Annotated in this window: 19 protein-coding genes; 5 read left to right on the top strand and 14 right to left on the bottom strand. The window is 54.1% G+C overall.

Features of this window, described 5'->3' with window-relative positions:
- Window positions 1-179 precede the first annotated feature (179 nt).
- From ACLD11_RS08135 to livK, 6 genes are all read right to left on the bottom strand, one after another.
- On the bottom strand, window positions 180-458 hold the full coding sequence (locus ACLD11_RS08135) for a hypothetical protein (protein WP_000621260.1): 279 nt from the start codon (window positions 456-458) through the stop codon (window positions 180-182).
- Between the two features lie 163 nt (window positions 459-621).
- Window positions 622-1,335 (bottom strand): high-affinity branched-chain amino acid ABC transporter ATP-binding protein LivF, encoded by a 714-nt coding sequence (livF, locus tag ACLD11_RS08130; protein ID WP_000416114.1) that lies wholly within the window; start codon window positions 1,333-1,335, stop codon window positions 622-624.
- Between the two features lies 1 nt (window position 1,336).
- Window positions 1,337-2,104 (bottom strand): high-affinity branched-chain amino acid ABC transporter ATP-binding protein LivG, encoded by a 768-nt coding sequence (gene livG, locus ACLD11_RS08125; protein ID WP_000082083.1) that lies wholly within the window; start codon window positions 2,102-2,104, stop codon window positions 1,337-1,339.
- Entirely contained in the window at window positions 2,101-3,378 is a 1,278-nt protein-coding gene (livM, locus tag ACLD11_RS08120; RefSeq protein WP_000803766.1) for a branched chain amino acid ABC transporter permease LivM, read from the bottom strand. The genes livG and livM overlap by 4 nt, the downstream gene beginning before the upstream one ends.
- Window positions 3,375-4,301 (bottom strand): high-affinity branched-chain amino acid ABC transporter permease LivH, encoded by a 927-nt coding sequence (livH, locus tag ACLD11_RS08115; protein WP_000003007.1) that lies wholly within the window; start codon window positions 4,299-4,301, stop codon window positions 3,375-3,377. The genes livM and livH overlap by 4 nt, the downstream gene beginning before the upstream one ends.
- Window positions 4,302-4,360: 59 nt before the next feature.
- On the bottom strand, window positions 4,361-5,470 hold the full coding sequence (gene livK, locus ACLD11_RS08110) for a high-affinity branched-chain amino acid ABC transporter substrate-binding protein LivK (protein ID WP_000822968.1): 1,110 nt from the start codon (window positions 5,468-5,470) through the stop codon (window positions 4,361-4,363).
- A gap of 421 nt (window positions 5,471-5,891) precedes the next feature.
- Here livK and panM point away from each other — a divergent pair, with 421 nt between their 5' ends.
- The gene (gene panM, locus ACLD11_RS08105) at window positions 5,892-6,275 is read left to right on the top strand and encodes an aspartate 1-decarboxylase autocleavage activator PanM (RefSeq protein ID WP_000778873.1); all 384 of its coding nucleotides are present in this window, start codon (window positions 5,892-5,894) and stop codon (window positions 6,273-6,275) included.
- On the opposite strand, the gene ACLD11_RS08100 is transcribed toward panM, so the two are convergent.
- A complete protein-coding gene (locus ACLD11_RS08100; protein ID WP_000369560.1) occupies window positions 6,272-6,790 on the bottom strand; it encodes a GNAT family N-acetyltransferase in 519 nt (172 codons plus the stop codon). The genes panM and ACLD11_RS08100 overlap by 4 nt on opposite strands.
- Window positions 6,791-6,793: 3 nt before the next feature.
- Window positions 6,794-7,063: a DUF1778 domain-containing protein gene (locus ACLD11_RS08095; protein WP_156010418.1), complete on the bottom strand. Its 270-nt coding sequence runs from the start codon at window positions 7,061-7,063 to the stop codon at window positions 6,794-6,796.
- Window positions 7,064-7,136: 73 nt separating this feature from the next.
- Here ACLD11_RS08095 and ACLD11_RS08090 point away from each other — a divergent pair, with 73 nt between their 5' ends.
- Window positions 7,137-7,268 carry a hypothetical protein gene (locus ACLD11_RS08090; RefSeq protein ID WP_411011598.1) on the top strand — a complete coding sequence of 44 codons (132 nt, stop codon included), beginning with the start codon at window positions 7,137-7,139 and terminating at the stop codon, window positions 7,266-7,268.
- 83 nt (window positions 7,269-7,351) lie between these two features.
- On the opposite strand, the gene livJ is transcribed toward ACLD11_RS08090, so the two are convergent.
- The 5 genes from livJ to ftsY form a co-directional block, all read right to left on the bottom strand.
- Window positions 7,352-8,455, bottom strand: coding sequence for a branched chain amino acid ABC transporter substrate-binding protein LivJ (gene livJ / locus ACLD11_RS08085; protein ID WP_411014766.1), 1,104 nt, complete (start codon window positions 8,453-8,455; stop codon window positions 7,352-7,354).
- 321 nt (window positions 8,456-8,776) lie between these two features.
- Window positions 8,777-9,631: an RNA polymerase sigma factor RpoH gene (rpoH, locus tag ACLD11_RS08080; RefSeq protein ID WP_000159621.1), complete on the bottom strand. Its 855-nt coding sequence runs from the start codon at window positions 9,629-9,631 to the stop codon at window positions 8,777-8,779.
- Between the two features lie 245 nt (window positions 9,632-9,876).
- Window positions 9,877-10,932 (bottom strand): permease-like cell division protein FtsX, encoded by a 1,056-nt coding sequence (gene ftsX, locus ACLD11_RS08075; RefSeq protein ID WP_001081707.1) that lies wholly within the window; start codon window positions 10,930-10,932, stop codon window positions 9,877-9,879.
- Window positions 10,925-11,593 carry a cell division ATP-binding protein FtsE gene (ftsE, locus tag ACLD11_RS08070; RefSeq protein WP_000617729.1) on the bottom strand — a complete coding sequence of 223 codons (669 nt, stop codon included), beginning with the start codon at window positions 11,591-11,593 and terminating at the stop codon, window positions 10,925-10,927. The genes ftsX and ftsE overlap by 8 nt, the downstream gene beginning before the upstream one ends.
- 2 nt (window positions 11,594-11,595) lie before the next feature.
- Window positions 11,596-13,071, bottom strand: a complete 1,476-nt coding sequence (ftsY, locus tag ACLD11_RS08065; protein WP_001118686.1) for a signal recognition particle-docking protein FtsY — start codon at window positions 13,069-13,071, stop codon at window positions 11,596-11,598.
- Window positions 13,072-13,196: 125 nt separating this feature from the next.
- On the opposite strand from ftsY, the gene rsmD reads away from it, so the two are divergent.
- Together rsmD and ACLD11_RS08055 are read left to right on the top strand one after the other, a co-directional pair.
- Window positions 13,197-13,793, top strand: coding sequence for a 16S rRNA (guanine(966)-N(2))-methyltransferase (gene rsmD / locus ACLD11_RS08060; RefSeq protein WP_183059681.1), 597 nt, complete (start codon window positions 13,197-13,199; stop codon window positions 13,791-13,793).
- Complete coding sequence (locus ACLD11_RS08055; protein WP_000906759.1) at window positions 13,783-14,052, top strand: DUF1145 family protein; 270 nt, start codon at window positions 13,783-13,785, stop codon at window positions 14,050-14,052. Before rsmD ends, ACLD11_RS08055 begins: the two co-directional genes overlap by 11 nt.
- A gap of 21 nt (window positions 14,053-14,073) precedes the next feature.
- Here the strand turns inward: ACLD11_RS08055 and ACLD11_RS08050 are convergent, their stop codons facing one another.
- Window positions 14,074-14,445, bottom strand: a complete 372-nt coding sequence (locus ACLD11_RS08050; RefSeq protein WP_411011595.1) for a DUF2500 domain-containing protein — start codon at window positions 14,443-14,445, stop codon at window positions 14,074-14,076.
- 141 nt (window positions 14,446-14,586) lie between these two features.
- On the opposite strand from ACLD11_RS08050, the gene ACLD11_RS08045 reads away from it, so the two are divergent.
- Window positions 14,587-15,213, top strand: coding sequence for a lysoplasmalogenase (locus ACLD11_RS08045; protein WP_411014765.1), 627 nt, complete (start codon window positions 14,587-14,589; stop codon window positions 15,211-15,213).
- The last annotated feature ends 34 nt before the right edge of the window (window positions 15,214-15,247 follow it).

Genomic DNA, 15,247 nt, shown 5'->3' with positions numbered 1-15,247 from the left:
CGGGGGTAACATGACATGCTCGAATGACAGAAAAATAACTTTTTTATTACAAAAAAAAGATAGTAAGGCGACAGAGAGATGGCAAGGCAGTGAAAGCGCCGGAAAAGAAAAGTGGGAGCTACGGCACGTCTGACAGCGTAATGCTGACCAGACATGCGTTATTTGGCTGGCGTCAGCAGTTAATCACGATGAGAATACTTTTTGTACAGATTTTGTAAGCGCCGCTGATCTCGCCGCTCGCGTTCACGCTGAATGTCGGATTTTTCATCCTCCCACGTTGCACAATCCGGATGATGACGCACTTCGCAGGTCGTTGCGGCCAGTGGATAAGGCGTTGCGGTTTCTTCTTGCCAGATAGCAGGATCGCGGGGATCAAAATCGTTTGAGGTTAAGGCGTTAACACTGAACGAAGCCGCGAACAACAGCGTTCCCATTATGCAGGCGCCTGAACGTATCATCCTTGCTCCTTCTTTGGTGGTTATAGTTGATAACTATTCTCAACTATAACATATTGGTACGAAAAATGTTCTACTGATTTGCCGAATGCCGAGTAATCCGCCAGGTCCGGTAAGCGGTAGCGCCACCGGGCGCGTTTGCCAGATGGCAGCTGTAAACTGCGCCTTATCCGCCCAGATAGGCGCTGCGCACCGCTTCGTTCGCCAGCAGTGCATCACCGGTATCGGATAGCACCACGTGGCCGTTTTCCAGCACATAACCGCGGTCGGCGAGCTTCAGCGCCTGGTTAGCGTTTTGCTCGACAAGGAAGATGGTCATACCCTGCTCGCGCAACTGCTCAATGGTGTCGAAGATCTGCTGGATGATGATCGGCGCCAGCCCCAGCGACGGTTCATCCAGCAGCAATAGCCTCGGCTGGCTCATCAGCGCGCGGCCAATCGCCAGCATCTGCTGTTCACCGCCGGACATGGTGCCCGCTCGCTGGATACGGCGTTCATGCAGGCGCGGAAACAGCTCGTACACCCATTTGATACGCTCCTGAAACCGATCGCGCTCAGCAAAAAAACCGCCCATCGCCAGGTTCTCTTCCACCGTCATCCGCGAGAAGACGCGCCGCCCTTCCGGCACTATCGCCACCGCTTCACGCATGATTTTCGCCGTCTGCCAGTCGGTGATGTCTTTACCGTCAAACACCACCCGTCCGCTGGAGGCGCGCGGATCGCCGCACAAGGTGCCAAGCAGCGTCGTTTTCCCCGCGCCGTTAGCGCCAATCAGGGTAACGATTTCCCCCTGGTTGATGTGCAGACTGACGTCGTGCAGCGCCTGAATCTTGCCGTAGTGGGCGCTGACTTTTTCAAACGTTAACATCGTTTTTTCCATCTTATGCCTCACCCAGATAAGCGCGGATGACGTCCGGGTTGTTGCGGATCTCTTCCGGCGTGCCGTTCGCCAGCGGCGTGCCCTGGTTCACCACGTAAATGCGATCGGAAATGCCCATCACCAGCTTCATATCGTGTTCAATCAGTAATATGGTGGTGTTGTGATGGTTACGTAGTTCGGCAATCAGCTCATCCAGCTCTTTGGTCTCTTTCGGGTTAAGGCCAGCCGCCGGTTCGTCGAGCATCAGAATTTCTGGCTGCGTCACCATGCAGCGGGCAATCTCCAGCCGGCGCTGGTCGCCGTAGGCCAGATTACTGGCCTGGCGGTTGGCATGTTCCAGCAGGCCAATGCGCTCAAGCCAGGTCGCCGCGCGGTCCAGCGCTTCACTTTGCGCGCGGCGGAAAGCGGGCGTTTTCAACAGGCCGGAAAAGAGGCCCGTTTTCAGTTGCTGGTGCTGCGCCACCAGCAGGTTTTCAATCACCGTCATTTCGCGAAACAGGCGCACATGCTGGAAAGTGCGTACCACGCCCATGCGGGCGATCTGCTGGCCCGGTAACCCTTCCAGATGCCGCTCGCGCAACGTGATCGTACCGCCTGTCGGCTTATAAAAACCGGTCAGGCAGTTAAACACCGTCGTTTTACCCGCGCCGTTAGGGCCAATCAGCGACACAATTTCCCGCTCACGCAATTCCAGCGATACATTGTTGACCGCCAGCAAACCGCCAAAGCGCATCATCAGGCCGTTAACCGCTAATAATGGCTGACTCATGCCTGCTCTCCTTTCGCCTGACCACTTTTCAGCTTCAACTGCGGACGCGTCATCGGCAGCAATCCCTGCGGGCGCCAGATCATCATCAACACCATCAAACCGCCGAGCATCAACATGCTGTATTCGTTGAAATCGCGCATCAACTCGCGCGACACCACCAGCAGAACCGCCGCCAGGATCACCGCAAACTGCGAGCCCATTCCGCCCAGCACCACAATCGCCAGCACGAAAGCGGATTCGGCGAAGGTGAAGGATTCCGGGCTGACAAAGCCCTGGCGGGCGGCAAACAACGTCCCGGCGAAACCGGCAAACGCGGCGCTGATAGTAAAAGCGGTTAGCTTGATGCGCGTCGGGCTTAAACCTAATGAGCGACAGGCGATCTCATCTTCACGCAACGCTTCCCACGCCCGGCCCAGCGGCATACGCAGCAGGCGGTTAATGACAAACAGCGACAAGACCACCAGCAACAGGGCCACCAGATAGAGGAAAATGACCCGGTCGGATGGGTCGTACTTCACGCCAAAGAAATTGCTGAAGGTATCCCAGCCGCCTTCGCGGGTACTGCGGCTAAACTCCAGACCAAACAGCGTCGGTTTGGGTATCTGACTGATGCCGTTCGGGCCGCCGGTAATTTCAGTGTTGTTGAGCAACAGGATACGGACGATTTCGCCGAAGCCGAGCGTCACAATCGCCAGATAGTCGCCGCGCAGGCGCAGTACCGGGAAGCCGAGCAGGAAACCGGCGGCGGCGGAGACCAGTCCCGCCAGCGGCAGGCAGGTCCAGAAACCCAAACCGTAATAGTGGTTGAGCAGCGCAAAGGTATAAGCGCCGATGGCGTAAAAGCCGCCGTAGCCCAATACCAGCAGGCCGGACAGCCCCACCACCACGTTCAGCCCCAGACCGAGGATGATATAAATCATGGTCATAGTGGCGATATCGACGCTACCGCGCGACACCATAAACGGCCACGCCACGGCGATAACCAGTAGCGCCATCAGAAACAGCTTTTGCTTAACGGTAGAGCCATCGATCGCCGGCAGAATAAACTTCGGTCCGGAGACGTGCTTCACCGCTTTCTGGAACATCGGACGCAGCAACTGAAAGAAAAAAACCACTGCCGTACCGATAAAGATCCACTGCCAGCGGATGTCGGCGGCGGTATCCACCACCAGTTTAGTGCCGTCCAGCTCCAGTTGTACGCCCATGAAGACGCCAGCCAGAACGAAGAACATCGCCGCAGAGAATAGCGCCATCGCAATATGCATCGGTTTCATACTTTCTCTACCTCCGGACGCCCCAGGATACCGGTCGGCATCACCAGCAGTACCAGAATCAGCAGAGCGAACGATACGACATCTTTATATTCGGTACTTAAATATGCAGACGAGAGCGCTTCGGCGACGCCCAAAATCAGACCGCCGATCATCGCGCCCGGAATGCTGCCAATACCGCCCAGCACCGCCGCGGTGAACGCTTTCATCCCGGCCATAAAACCGATGTAGGGGTTAATTACGCCATAGAACTGACCGAGCAGCACGCCCGCCACCGCCGCCATTGCCGCGCCGATAACAAACGTTAGCGCAATGACGCGGTCGGTATTAATGCCGAGCAGGCTGGCCATTTTCAGATCCTCCGCGCAGGCGCGGCAGGCGCGGCCCATCCGGGAGTAGCGAATGAAAATGGTGAGCGCCAGCATAGCCAGAAAGGTGACTATCCAGATAACCGCCTGCATGGTGGTGATGGACGCGGAAAAGTTTTCGCTGCTGCCCACAATCCACTGGCCGTTAAACAGGCTGGGTAACGCCACGTCGCGCGAACCTTCCGTCAGGCTGACGTAGTTTTGCAGGAAGATGGACATCCCGATGGCGGAAATCAGGGCGATCAGGCGCTTGGAGTTGCGCACAGGCCGGTAAGCGACTCGCTCGATACTCCAGCCGTAGGCGCTGGCAATAATAATCGCGCCGATAAATCCGGCGGCCACCAGTAGCCAACTGGTGTCTATTCCCATCATCATTAGCGCGGCGATGATCATAAAAGAGACGTAGCTGCCGATCATATACACCTCGCCATGAGCGAAGTTGATCATGCCGATAATGCCGTACACCATCGTATAACCGATAGCAATCAGCGCGTAGGTGCTCCCCAGCGTGACGCCGTTAAACATCTGCTGCAAGAAATAGAGAAACTGCTCGGACATAAGGTAACCTTTTTAAACCCGCCCGGCGTGCGGGCGGTGGGATAACTTATCTTCTGGCATTACTTCGCGACGGTTGACGAGCCGTCGGCGTGCCACTGGAAGACGCCAAATTCAAATCCCTTAAGATCGCCTTTTTCATCCCATTTCAGCGGCCCAATAACGGTATCAGCCCCGTTAGCTTTAAGATCTTTCACCAGATCCAGCGGAGCATGGCTGGCGCTACGCGTCATTGCGGTCGCCAGCGACTGGACGGCGGCGTAGGTGATCCAGACATACGGACCGCTGGGATCTTTCTTGTCGGCTTTCAGCGCCTCAACAATCGCTTTATTCGCCGGGTCCTGGTCATAACGTTTTGGCATCGTCACCAACATGCCTTCCGCCGCACCGCCCGCAATATTGGACAGCGACGCGTTACCCACGCCTTCCGGCCCCATAAATTGCGTTTTCAGGCCATTAGCCCGCGCCTGGCGCAGCATCTGCCCCATTTCCGGGTAGTAGCCGCCGTAATACACAAAGTCGATATTCTCTTTTTGCAAGCGGGCAATCAGGGCGGAGAAATCTTTTTCGCCGGCGGTAATACCATCAAAAAAGACAATATTGGCATTGCCCTGCTTCAGGCCATCCTGCACGGAGCGCGCCAGTCCTTCGCCGTATTGCTGTTTATCGTGAATGATAGCGATGCGCTGCGGTTTCACCGTTTCCAGGATGTATTTCGCGGCCGTTGGCCCCTGGGAGGAGTCCAGGCCGGCGGTACGCATAATGTACTGATAGCCGCGCTGGGTCAGCTCCGGGTTAGTCGCCCCCGGGGAGATCATCAGAATACCTTCATCTTCATAGATATCGGATGCTGGCTGAGTAGAAGAAGAACACAAGTGACCAATAACGTATTGAATACCGTCGTTAACGATTTTGTTGGCCACCGCCACCGCCTGTTTTGGATCGCAGGCATCATCGTACTCTACGCCGACCAGCTTATCGCCTTTAATCCCGCCTTTAGCGTTGATGTCTTTAATGGCCTGGCGCGCGCCGTTAAATTCCATATCGCCCCATTGCGCTACCGGGCCGGACATCGCCCCGACTATGGCGACTTTAATATCATCTGCCATTGCCCCCTGCGAGGCTGCTAATGCAACAATCCCTGCGATTATTGTTTTCGCTTTCCGTTTCATGTGCCTGTATCCCCATTCGTGATGTTATATGTTTTGTTTTTTGCTGGTTAAAAAGCAGACTGTACTTTTTATAAATGATGCGCTTTTTACTGACTCATTAATGAGTTAGCGCAGCATTTAAAGCATAATAAGATTAAAATCTCTATTTTTCAGTCTATTAAGAAAAGATAATATTCTGCTTTTCGCTATAGATAAACAAAAAAAAGCACACTTGTCAGCATAAAATAACGGCATATTAAGCGGAATAATTCACTAGCATTCAGGGAATTATGCTGCCTGTTTTCCATTCTCTAATGCTTCAAACTATAATTATCGTTGTTAAAAAATTAATAACCTGGTAAATGACACAAAAAAGAGAAAGCATCTGGCCTGCCTGTTTCGGTACACTGATCGCATCTTTTGAAATCGGGACAAGCCGTCGATGAAGCTGACCATTCTTCGTTTAGAACACTTTAGCGCTCAGGATCAGATCGATCTGGGCAAAATCTGGCCGGAATATTCCGCCTCCTCATTAAGCGTAGATGAAACGCACCGGATTTATGCCGCGCGGTTTAACGAGCGTTTGTTGGGTGCCGTAAGAGTGACGCTGAGCGGAACGCAGGGCGCGCTGGATTCCTTACGCGTGCGTGAAATCACCCGTCGTCGCGGCGTCGGACAATACCTGGTAGAAGAAGTCATCCGCGATAATCCCAACGTCTCGTCGTGGTGGATGGCAGATGTCGGTGTTGAAGACCGCAGCGTGATGGCCGCGTTTATGCAGGCGTTAGGCTTTACCGCCCAGCATGACGGCTGGGAGAAGCGCTAGCCAAAAAGTTGCTCAATCGACTTTGTCGGGTAAAACAGCGCGTGCTCGTTTTCTCCGGATAAAGAAATAAAGCCCAGCCGCTGATAAAAGGCCTGGGCTTTTTCGTTTAACGCTTCCACAAAGATGCCATGAATCCCAACGGCCAGTGATGCCGACCACACCACTTTCATCGCATGCGTGACCAATATGGCTCCCCACCCTTTTCCCTGTAATGAGAGATCGACCGCTAAACGGCCCAGCGTAACGCTGGGGATATTCTGGTAAGGGATGCGCTTTTGCTGGGTTCTGGAAGGCAACGACGCGCGTTCAAAGCAGCTTCCTGACAGGGTGTAATACCCTAACACTCGCCGTTCTGGCGTAGTGGTTCTGAGTACATAGCCGCGCAAGATTTTGTTGTTATGCTGGCGCTGAAGATGCTGCGTTAAAAAAAGGTTTAATGATGCCTCACCGCAGTCGAACTGCCGCCAGTTGTATTCTGCGTTATCAGCCAGAATCTCTATTGTCAGGTTGTCCACGGTTCACTCCATGTCTTGTAGACGTTGCGCCGCGCGTTTTAATTTCTCATTGGGGGCAGGAGGATGACTAAGCGCATCCATGACTCGCGCCCAGGATGCTTCATTAAGGATAACCCGACGGTGCTGTTCAAGCACTTCTGCGGCTCGCTCCGCTGCGCTATTCAACATAAATTGCGTGATTGATTGATTAGTAATGGCGGCCGCTTCTTCAATCATGCTTTTATCGCCGTCTGTGAGCCGCAGATCGATACGCTGTTTTTTTAGGGCTGACATGAAAGAGACTCCTGGATAATGTACGGTAATACACCGTACATACAGTGTATTTCGTCGTGATATTTTTTTCAACATCGGGCGGATTACAGGCGTAAGAAAGCCGGATGGCGCTGACGCTTATCCGGCCTACATGCCGGGAGCAAAGATAAAAACCACCTCGCAATTTTCCAAGAATTTCGCGTTGCAGGCAGGCGGCAAGTTATGAAATCCCCGGGAGCTTACATAAGTAAGTGACCGGGGTTGAATAACGTAGCCAACGCACCTGCAGCGCGAAAGACGCCAGGAAAATTACTTAGCGTCTGTCGCCGTACCGTTCGCATGCCAGTCAAACACGCCGAACTCAAATCCTTTCAGATCGCCCTTCTCATCCCACGACAGCGGTCCCATTACGGTGTCGACCGTGGCGCCTTTCAGGTATTTGGCAATTTCCGCCGGATCGTCAGACTGGTTCAGGCCCGCCTGCAACGATTGCAGCGCGGCGTAGGTGGTCCACACGAATGCGCCGCTAGGATCTTGTTTCTTGGCCTTGATAGCATCCACAATCGGTTTGTTCGCCGGGACCTGATCGTAGTTCTTCGGTTTGGTGACCAGTAAGCCTTCCGCCGACTCTCCGGCGATGTTAGACAGCGAGACGTTCGCCACCCCTTCCGGCCCCATAAACTGGGTTTTCAGCCCTGCGGCGCGGGACTGGCGCAAAATCTGCCCCATTTCCGGGTGATAACCGCCGTAGTAGACAAAGTCGATATTCTCTTTTTTCAGACGCGCTACCAGAGTGGAGAAATCTTTTTCGCCGGCGGTAATGCCGTCAAAGAATACAACGTTAGCGCCGCCTTTCTTCAGACCGTCCTGCACTGCGCGCGCCAGCCCTTCGCCATACTGCTGCTTATCGTGGATAATTGCGATGCGCTGCGGTTTTACCTTCTCCAGAATATATTTTGCCGCCGTTGGCCCCTGGTCAGAGTCCAGACCGGTCGTGCGCAAAATCAGGTTATAGCCGCGCGCGGTCAGCTCCGGCGCGGTCGCCGCCGGGGTTATCATCAGGATACCTTCGTCTTCGTAGATATCAGACGCTGGCTGTGTGGAAGAGGAGCATAAGTGACCGATAACATACCTGATGCCGTCGTTCACCACTTTGTTAGCGACAGCTACCGCCTGTTTCGGGTCACAGGCGTCGTCATATTTCACCGCGACGAGCTTATCGCCTTTAATACCGCCTTTCGCATTGATATCGGCAATTGCCTGCTCCGCACCGGTAAATTCCTGGTCGCCATACTGCGCCACCGGACCGGACATCGCGCCGACAACCGCGACTTTAATGTTGTCGGCGAATGCCATATGGCTTAATGACAGGGCGATACATCCTGCCAATAACGTTTTACCCTTCATATTCATCCTGATAATCCCCATTATTCTGGTTGTTACGTATGTTGTGGTGTTATTGTTCAGCACTTTATTTCGATTATTGGCTAGCTACCCGTGCTTTAGCAGCATACTCTGCTAAAACATACCCGATTTTTATTATTTTGGAATAGCTAAATTTACATCCAGATAACAGATTTGTGTCGGTGGGGGAGAGGAAGGGCCCGTAGGCCCGATAAGCGAAGCGCCATCGGGACTACGTGTTGCCGGATGGCAGCGTAAACGCCTTATCCGGCCTATAAAAAACAAAACCCCCGAATTCACATTCGAGGGTTCATTGGCAATTCGCGAAGATTACGCTTCGATCGCAGCGCGAAGCTTTTTCATGGCGTTCTTTTCAAGCTGGCGCACACGCTCAGCGGAGACGCCGTAACGATCGGCCAGCTCCTGCAACGTAGACTTATTGTCTTCGTCCAGCCAGCGAGCGCGGATAATATCCTGGCTACGCTCGTCGAGCCCCTGCATCGCATCGGTCAGTCGGTTGGCGGCCTGCTCTTCCCAGTTATCGTCTTCAATGCCGTCGGCAAAGTTAGACGATTTATCCTGCAGATACAGCACCGGCGCCATTGGCTGGCTGTCGGACTCATCGTCCGAAGACATGTCAAACGTCATGTCCTGCGCCGCCATACGCGACTCCATCTCACGCACATCTTTACTGGAAACACCCAGTTCGCGCGCCACCATTTCAACCTCATCCTGATTAAACCAGCCCAGACGCTGCTTGGTTTTACGCAGATTAAAGAACAGCTTACGCTGCGCTTTCGTGGTTGCGACTTTAACGATACGCCAGTTACGCAGCACGTATTCGTGAATTTCTGCTTTAATCCAGTGTACGGCGAAGGAGACCAGGCGCACGCCTACTTCCGGGTTAAAACGGCGTACGGCTTTCATCAGGCCGATGTTGCCTTCCTGGATCAAATCCGCCTGCGGCAGACCATAGCCCGCATAGTTACGAGCAATATGAACAACAAAGCGCAGGTGAGACAGGATCAGCGTTTTAGCTGCTTCCAGATCGCCCTGGTAATGCAGCCTTTCAGCCAATGCCCGCTCCTCGTCAGCCGATAACATCGGCCACGCGTTCGCCGCCCGGATATAAGATTCCAGGTTGCCAACAGGGGCTAAAGCTAAATTTTGCATTTCTTTGGTCATTCAAATCCTCTCAATCAGTATTGCCTGGCACCGTCAGCGAGCAACAACCGTGCCAAAGCCGATGAGCAACGAGAATATCATCCACTCTTTTATCAGACAGTGATTTTATCCACAAGTTCAATGTAACAATGTGCATAATTTGCACAAATCTTGTGACATAAAGATGACGCGCGGGGAAGAGACAACAGAGACTCTTTCCCTGCGAACGGAAGCCCATTGCAGGGAAAGATTATACCACGATTTTATCAATCGGGAGTAAAGTGACGTAAATGTTGCACCGTGGCCAGCCAAGCGGCGATCCAGCCAATCATGGAACAGACCAGCAGCAGCAACAGGCACTCATCGAACGATAAGCCATTGAGATCAAACTTCGTGCCGAAGACCTGCGCCACTTCAGTCACCGCCGATGATAAACGCATCACCAAAATTTCAGACAATATCAGTGAAAGAAACGCGCCGGAAAAACCGAGCAACGCGCCGCCGTAGAGGAACGGACGCAGGATAAAGCCATCGGTCGCGCCAATCAGCTTTTGCACGTTAATGGTGTCGCGACGGGCAAAAATGCTCAGGCGCACGCTGTTGCCGATAACGAGGAAGACCGCCGCGACCATCAGCACGCCAATCATCGCCGACACGCGGCCCACCAGTCCGGTGAGCGCCGCCAGGCGCGCAAACCAGCTATCATCCATGCGGACTTCGTCAATGCCGTTAATCTGCGAGATACGGTCGCGCAGCGTATTAAGCGAGGCGGTACTCTGGAAGTCCAGCTTGGGGATCACCACCGCCACCGCCGGTAGCGGGTTCTCTTCCAGCATGTCCAGCGCGCCGCCAAAACCCGACCAGTTGCGGAATTCTCCCAGCGCGTCCTCACGGGACAGGTAGTTGACCTTCTCAACGCCCTGCTCGGCCTGAAGCTGCCCAACAACCCGTGCCGCCGCGTCATCATCCAGCGTTTTTTGCAGATAAACGGTGATCTGCGGCGACGGATAATACTGAGTCGCCGCCTGGTTGACGTTCTTATAGACCATGTAACAGACGCTGGGCAGCGTCAGGGAGATGGCGATCACCATCACCGTCAGAAACGTCGCCAGCGGTTTGCTTTTCAGATCCTGCAGCGCGCCGTGCCAGGCATAGCGCACCTGTTCATTAAAGACATTTGTTTTACGTGAGTTCGGTTTCGGCGTCGGCTTCTGGCGTCCTGGCGCGTTGCGCCCGCCGCCTGTTCCGCCGCGAGACTTACGCAGTCGATCCAGCCGTCCGCCGAACTGCCTGATTTGGTTAATCGCGTCGCGCCTATTCATTGGCCAGCCCTCCATGCAGATGTCCATCGCTCAGGACGAGCTGCCTATAGGAACGACGGGAGATAAGTCCAATATCGTGCGTCGCCATCAGTACCGTCACCCCTACGCGGTTAAACTCTTCAAACAGACGTAAAATCCCTTCCGACAACGCGTCGTCCAGGTTCCCGGTCGGTTCATCCGCCAGCAATACCGCTGGCTTATTGACCACCGCGCGGGCGATGCCCACGCGCTGTTGTTCGCCTCCGGAGAGTTGAATCGGGAAGTTTCTCGCTTTGTCCAGTAGTCCAACCTTATCCAGCGCCGCCGACACACGACGACGGATATCATCGCCGCTGGCACCGGCAATGATTAACGGTATCGCCACATTGTCATAGACCGTGCGATCCATCAGCAGATGGTGATCCTGGAAAATCATCCCAATCTGGCGGCGCAAAAACGGCACTTCGCGGTTTTTCAGGCGCGTAATATCATGCCCGCTGAAGAAGATTTTGCCGGCGCTGGGCCGCTCAATCCCACAGATTAGCTTCAGCAGGGTACTTTTCCCCGCGCCGGAGTGGCCGGTCAGAAACGCCATCTCGCCTGGCCGCATATGGAATGTCACTCCCTGCAGCGCTTGTCTCCCGCCGAGATAGGCCTTGCTGACATGTTCAAAGCGAATCATTGTTAATCCTCTCGGGCAAAAAGTGCCTCAATAAAATCGTCCGCCTTAAACGGACGCAAATCCTCGATACGTTCGCCCACGCCAATGTAACGGATAGGAATGCCAAACTGGTCAGCTACCGAGAAAATCACCCCGCCTTTCGCCGTACCGTCCAGCTTGGTCAGGGTAATACCGGTTAAGCCTACCGCTTCATGGAACAGTTTGGCCTGGCTTACCGCGTTCTGTCCGGTGCTGGCGTCAATGGTCAGCATAACTTCATGTGGCGCTTCTTCGTCCAGCTTTTTCATGACGCGAACGATTTTTTTCAGCTCTTCCATCAGGTGCGACTTGTTCTGCAGACGCCCTGCCGTATCGGCAATTAACACATCCACATTACGCGCCTTCGCGGCCTGGATTGCGTCAAAAATCACCGAGGCGGAGTCCGCACCGGTATGCTGGGCGATAACCGGAATGTTGTTACGCTGTCCCCAGACCTGTAGCTGTTCGACCGCCGCCGCGCGGAAAGTATCCCCCGCCGCCAGCATCACTGATTTACCCTGCTGCTCAAACTGGCGCGCCAGTTTACCGATAGTGGTGGTTTTACCCACGCCGTTCACGCCAACCATCAGAATAACAAAAGGCGTTTTACCTTCAATATTAAGCGGTTCGTCTACCTTCGCCAGAATCTCGCCCATCTCGTCTTTCAACAGACCATACAGCGCCTCGGCATCTTTAAGCTGTTTGCGGCTGGCGCCTTCCGTCAGATTAGCAATAATCTTACGCGTGGTTTCCACCCCGACATCAGCGATGAGCAACTGCTCTTCCAGCTCCTCGAACAAATCATCGTCGATTTTCTTGCCGCGGAACAGACTGATAAATCCGGAACCGAGATTTTCTTTGGTTTTCAGCAGGCTGCGTTTCAGGCGGGCAAAGAAACCTTCTTTAGTCGGTTTTTCCTGCTCCTGAACGATCGCTTCCACCGGCGCGTCTTCTTCCGCTGGCGGAACAACCATCACCGCCTCTTCCGCCGCCTGAGCAGCCAGCGCCTGCGCTTCCAGCTCTTCGTCGGTGAATTTCGCCGCGTTTTCACCCTCTTCTTCTACCGCGGCAATGACCTCTACGGTTTCCGCTTCGGCCTGCCACTCTTCCGGCGAGATAGCCTCGTCTTTGACCTCTTCCGGCAGCGGCAATTCCTCGCGTTCCACCGCGATCTGCGGCGCTGCCGTCTCAATGGCCGCCGCGGGCTCCGGCTCTACCGGCTGCGGTTTTTCGCTCTCCTGAACTTTCTCAGTAACGTCCACCACCTCTTCCGCAAAGGCTTCGGTTTCTGCTTTGCTGTGCGCGGGCGTTTGCGCGTCTACGTCTGCCGCCGTTTCAACAGGGGGCTCAACCGGTCGTTGTTCCTCAACAATCTGCTGTTCTTCGGTCTGTTCCTGCTTCTGCTCTTTATCACCGAAGCCCAACCAGGAAAAGAAGCCACGTTTTTTCTGTTTTGCCATCTGCGACTACACCCCTCGCGGCGCTATATACATGGAAGCTAAAAAAATGATGAAATAGTCTATCACTTAACTTAATTCACATCACCGCCTGGAATAACTTGCAACAGGCGGTTCGAGCAAGAGAAATGAAAAAACCGACTCACTCTGGCAGCGGCCAAATCCGCATTATTGGCGGGCAATGGCGTGGCCGTAAATTACCGGTTCCGGACAGCCCGGGTCTGCGTCCCACCACCGATCGCGTGCGCGAAACGTTATTTAACTGGCTGGCTCCGGTAATGGTAGACGCCCATTGTCTGGATTGCTTTGCCGGCAGCGGCGCTCTGGGCCTGGAAGCGCTATCACGTTATGCGGCCCAGGCAACGTTACTGGAAATGGATCGCGCCGTATCGCAGCAGTTGCAAAAAAATCTGGCAACGCTGAAAGCCAACAATGCTCGCGTCGTCAATACCAATACGCTGGCCTTCCTCAGCCAGCCGGGAACGCCGCATCACGTCGTCTTTGTCGACCCGCCGTTTCGTAAAGGGCTGCTGGAAGAGACGTTACAATTGCTGGAAACCCAGGGATGGCTGGCCGACGACGCGCTAATCTACGTAGAAAGCGAGGTGGAAAACGGTCTGCCGCCCGTTCCGGCGAACTGGGCATTGTATAGAGAAAAGGTGGCCGGACAGGTCGCTTATCGTCTGTATCAGCGCGACACGCAAGGAGAAAATGATGTTGATTAATCTGGGCCGCTTATTAATGCTCTTCGTGTGGGCATTTTTGATTCTTAATCTGGTGCATCCCTTCCCGCGCCCGCTCAATATCTTCGTCAACGTGGCGTTGGTGTTCATGGCGCTGATGCACGGTATGCAGTTGGCGTTGCTGAAATCAACGATACCGAAAGAGGGTCCGCAGATGACGACGGGAGAAAAAATCCGCATTTTCCTGTTCGGCGTGTTTGAGCTGCTGGTCTGGCAGAAGAAGTTTAAGAACAAAAAATAACGTTTGCTGCCGGATGACGGTTTATTCGTTATCCGGGGTACGGCTAACAAACCCGACGAACCGCGTTCCCTTATAGCTCAGCGTACCTTTATCGCCCACCGTCAAAGCGTGGTACTGCTGCGCTTGTAAACGGAACGTTTTTTCCAGACCGCCATTGAGCGGCTTAAAACTGACCTCATAGCGCATACTGGTTCCTGCCGGGCTCACTTCCTGCTGGCGAGAGCGTCGGTCGTTAACCGGCTTCTCCCGTTTATTGCTGACCACGACCAGCTTTTGCTGTAACGGCGCCGCCTCATTAGCGGCTTTTTCCCGCCGTTGCTGAACGAAGCGAAACGACGCGGCAACCACGATTAATGCAATGATTATAATGAAGAAAAGCGGTGGCTTACTCATAATGTTAACCTGTCAGAAAATGCGGAAATAAGCATACCCTGCCCGTTATAGTGTTGTCATCTGACCGTCACGGCCTCTACACTGAATAATAGAGCCGCAAGCATACCGTTTGCGAAAAAATAACGAATTCAAGGAATTAAGATGCTTTGGTCGTTTATCGCTGTCTGCCTGTCCGCATGGCTGTATGTGGACGCCTCCTATCGCGGGCCAGCCTGGCAACGCTGGGTTTTTAAGCCCGTCACGCTATTACTGTTGCTATTGCTGGCCTGGCAAGCGCCGATGTTTGACGCCATCAGTTATCTTGTGTTGGCCGGGCTGTGCGCCTCGCTGGTCGGCGATGCGTTAACGCTCTTACCGCGTCAAAGCCTGCTGTACGCCGTCGGGGCATTTTTCTTATCGCATCTGCTCTACACCATTTACTTTGCCAGCCAAATGACGTTGTCGTTCTTCTGGCCGCTGCCGCTGGCGTTACTGATAGTCGGCGCGTTGCTTATCGCCGTTATCTGGACGCGACTGGAGGAGCTACGCTGGCCGGTATGTACTTTTATCGCCATGACGATGGTCATGGTCTGGCTGGCGGGCGAACTGTGGTTCTTCCGTCCAACGGCGCCAGCCCTTTCGGCCTTTACCGGCGCGACGCTGCTGTTTATCGGCAATATCGTCTGGCTGGGTAGCCATTACCGCCGCCGTTTCCGGGCGGATAACGCGATTGCCGCCGCCTGCTACTTTGCAGGACACTTCCTGATTGTTCGCTCGCTGTACCTGTAAATAATAGCGCTTGACTCTGGAGTCGACTCCAGAG

The sequence above is a fragment of the Salmonella sp. 741265116_PST genome (assembly GCF_046567715.1).
Taxonomy (GTDB): Bacteria; Pseudomonadota; Gammaproteobacteria; order Enterobacterales; family Enterobacteriaceae; genus Salmonella; species Salmonella enterica.
The sequence above is the reverse complement of the archived record's forward strand: the minus strand, read 5'-3'. Positions and strand labels throughout refer to the sequence as shown.

What these genes read in the sequence shown, in the direction of transcription:
- ftsE (WP_000617729.1), bottom strand. Translation starts at nt 11,593, where the DNA reads ATGATTCGCTTTGAACATGTCAGCAAGGCCTATCTCGGCGGGAGACAA.
- livF (WP_000416114.1), bottom strand. Translation starts at nt 1,335, where the DNA reads ATGGAAAAAACGATGTTAACGTTTGAAAAAGTCAGCGCCCACTACGGC.
- livH (WP_000003007.1), bottom strand. Translation starts at nt 4,301, where the DNA reads ATGTCCGAGCAGTTTCTCTATTTCTTGCAGCAGATGTTTAACGGCGTC.
- ACLD11_RS08135 (WP_000621260.1), bottom strand. Translation starts at nt 458, where the DNA reads ATGATACGTTCAGGCGCCTGCATAATGGGAACGCTGTTGTTCGCGGCT.
- ftsY (WP_001118686.1), bottom strand. Translation starts at nt 13,071, where the DNA reads ATGGCAAAACAGAAAAAACGTGGCTTCTTTTCCTGGTTGGGCTTCGGT.
- livG (WP_000082083.1), bottom strand. Translation starts at nt 2,104, where the DNA reads ATGAGTCAGCCATTATTAGCGGTTAACGGCCTGATGATGCGCTTTGGC.
- ACLD11_RS08045 (WP_411014765.1), top strand. Translation starts at nt 14,587, where the DNA reads ATGCTTTGGTCGTTTATCGCTGTCTGCCTGTCCGCATGGCTGTATGTG.
- ACLD11_RS08050 (WP_411011595.1), bottom strand. Translation starts at nt 14,445, where the DNA reads ATGAGTAAGCCACCGCTTTTCTTCATTATAATCATTGCATTAATCGTG.
- ACLD11_RS08055 (WP_000906759.1), top strand. Translation starts at nt 13,783, where the DNA reads ATGTTGATTAATCTGGGCCGCTTATTAATGCTCTTCGTGTGGGCATTT.
- panM (WP_000778873.1), top strand. Translation starts at nt 5,892, where the DNA reads ATGAAGCTGACCATTCTTCGTTTAGAACACTTTAGCGCTCAGGATCAG.
- ftsX (WP_001081707.1), bottom strand. Translation starts at nt 10,932, where the DNA reads ATGAATAGGCGCGACGCGATTAACCAAATCAGGCAGTTCGGCGGACGG.
- livM (WP_000803766.1), bottom strand. Translation starts at nt 3,378, where the DNA reads ATGAAACCGATGCATATTGCGATGGCGCTATTCTCTGCGGCGATGTTC.
- rpoH (WP_000159621.1), bottom strand. Translation starts at nt 9,631, where the DNA reads ATGACCAAAGAAATGCAAAATTTAGCTTTAGCCCCTGTTGGCAACCTG.
- livK (WP_000822968.1), bottom strand. Translation starts at nt 5,470, where the DNA reads ATGAAACGGAAAGCGAAAACAATAATCGCAGGGATTGTTGCATTAGCA.
- livJ (WP_411014766.1), bottom strand. Translation starts at nt 8,455, where the DNA reads ATGAATATGAAGGGTAAAACGTTATTGGCAGGATGTATCGCCCTGTCA.
- ACLD11_RS08095 (WP_156010418.1), bottom strand. Translation starts at nt 7,063, where the DNA reads ATGTCAGCCCTAAAAAAACAGCGTATCGATCTGCGGCTCACAGACGGC.
- rsmD (WP_183059681.1), top strand. Translation starts at nt 13,197, where the DNA reads ATGAAAAAACCGACTCACTCTGGCAGCGGCCAAATCCGCATTATTGGC.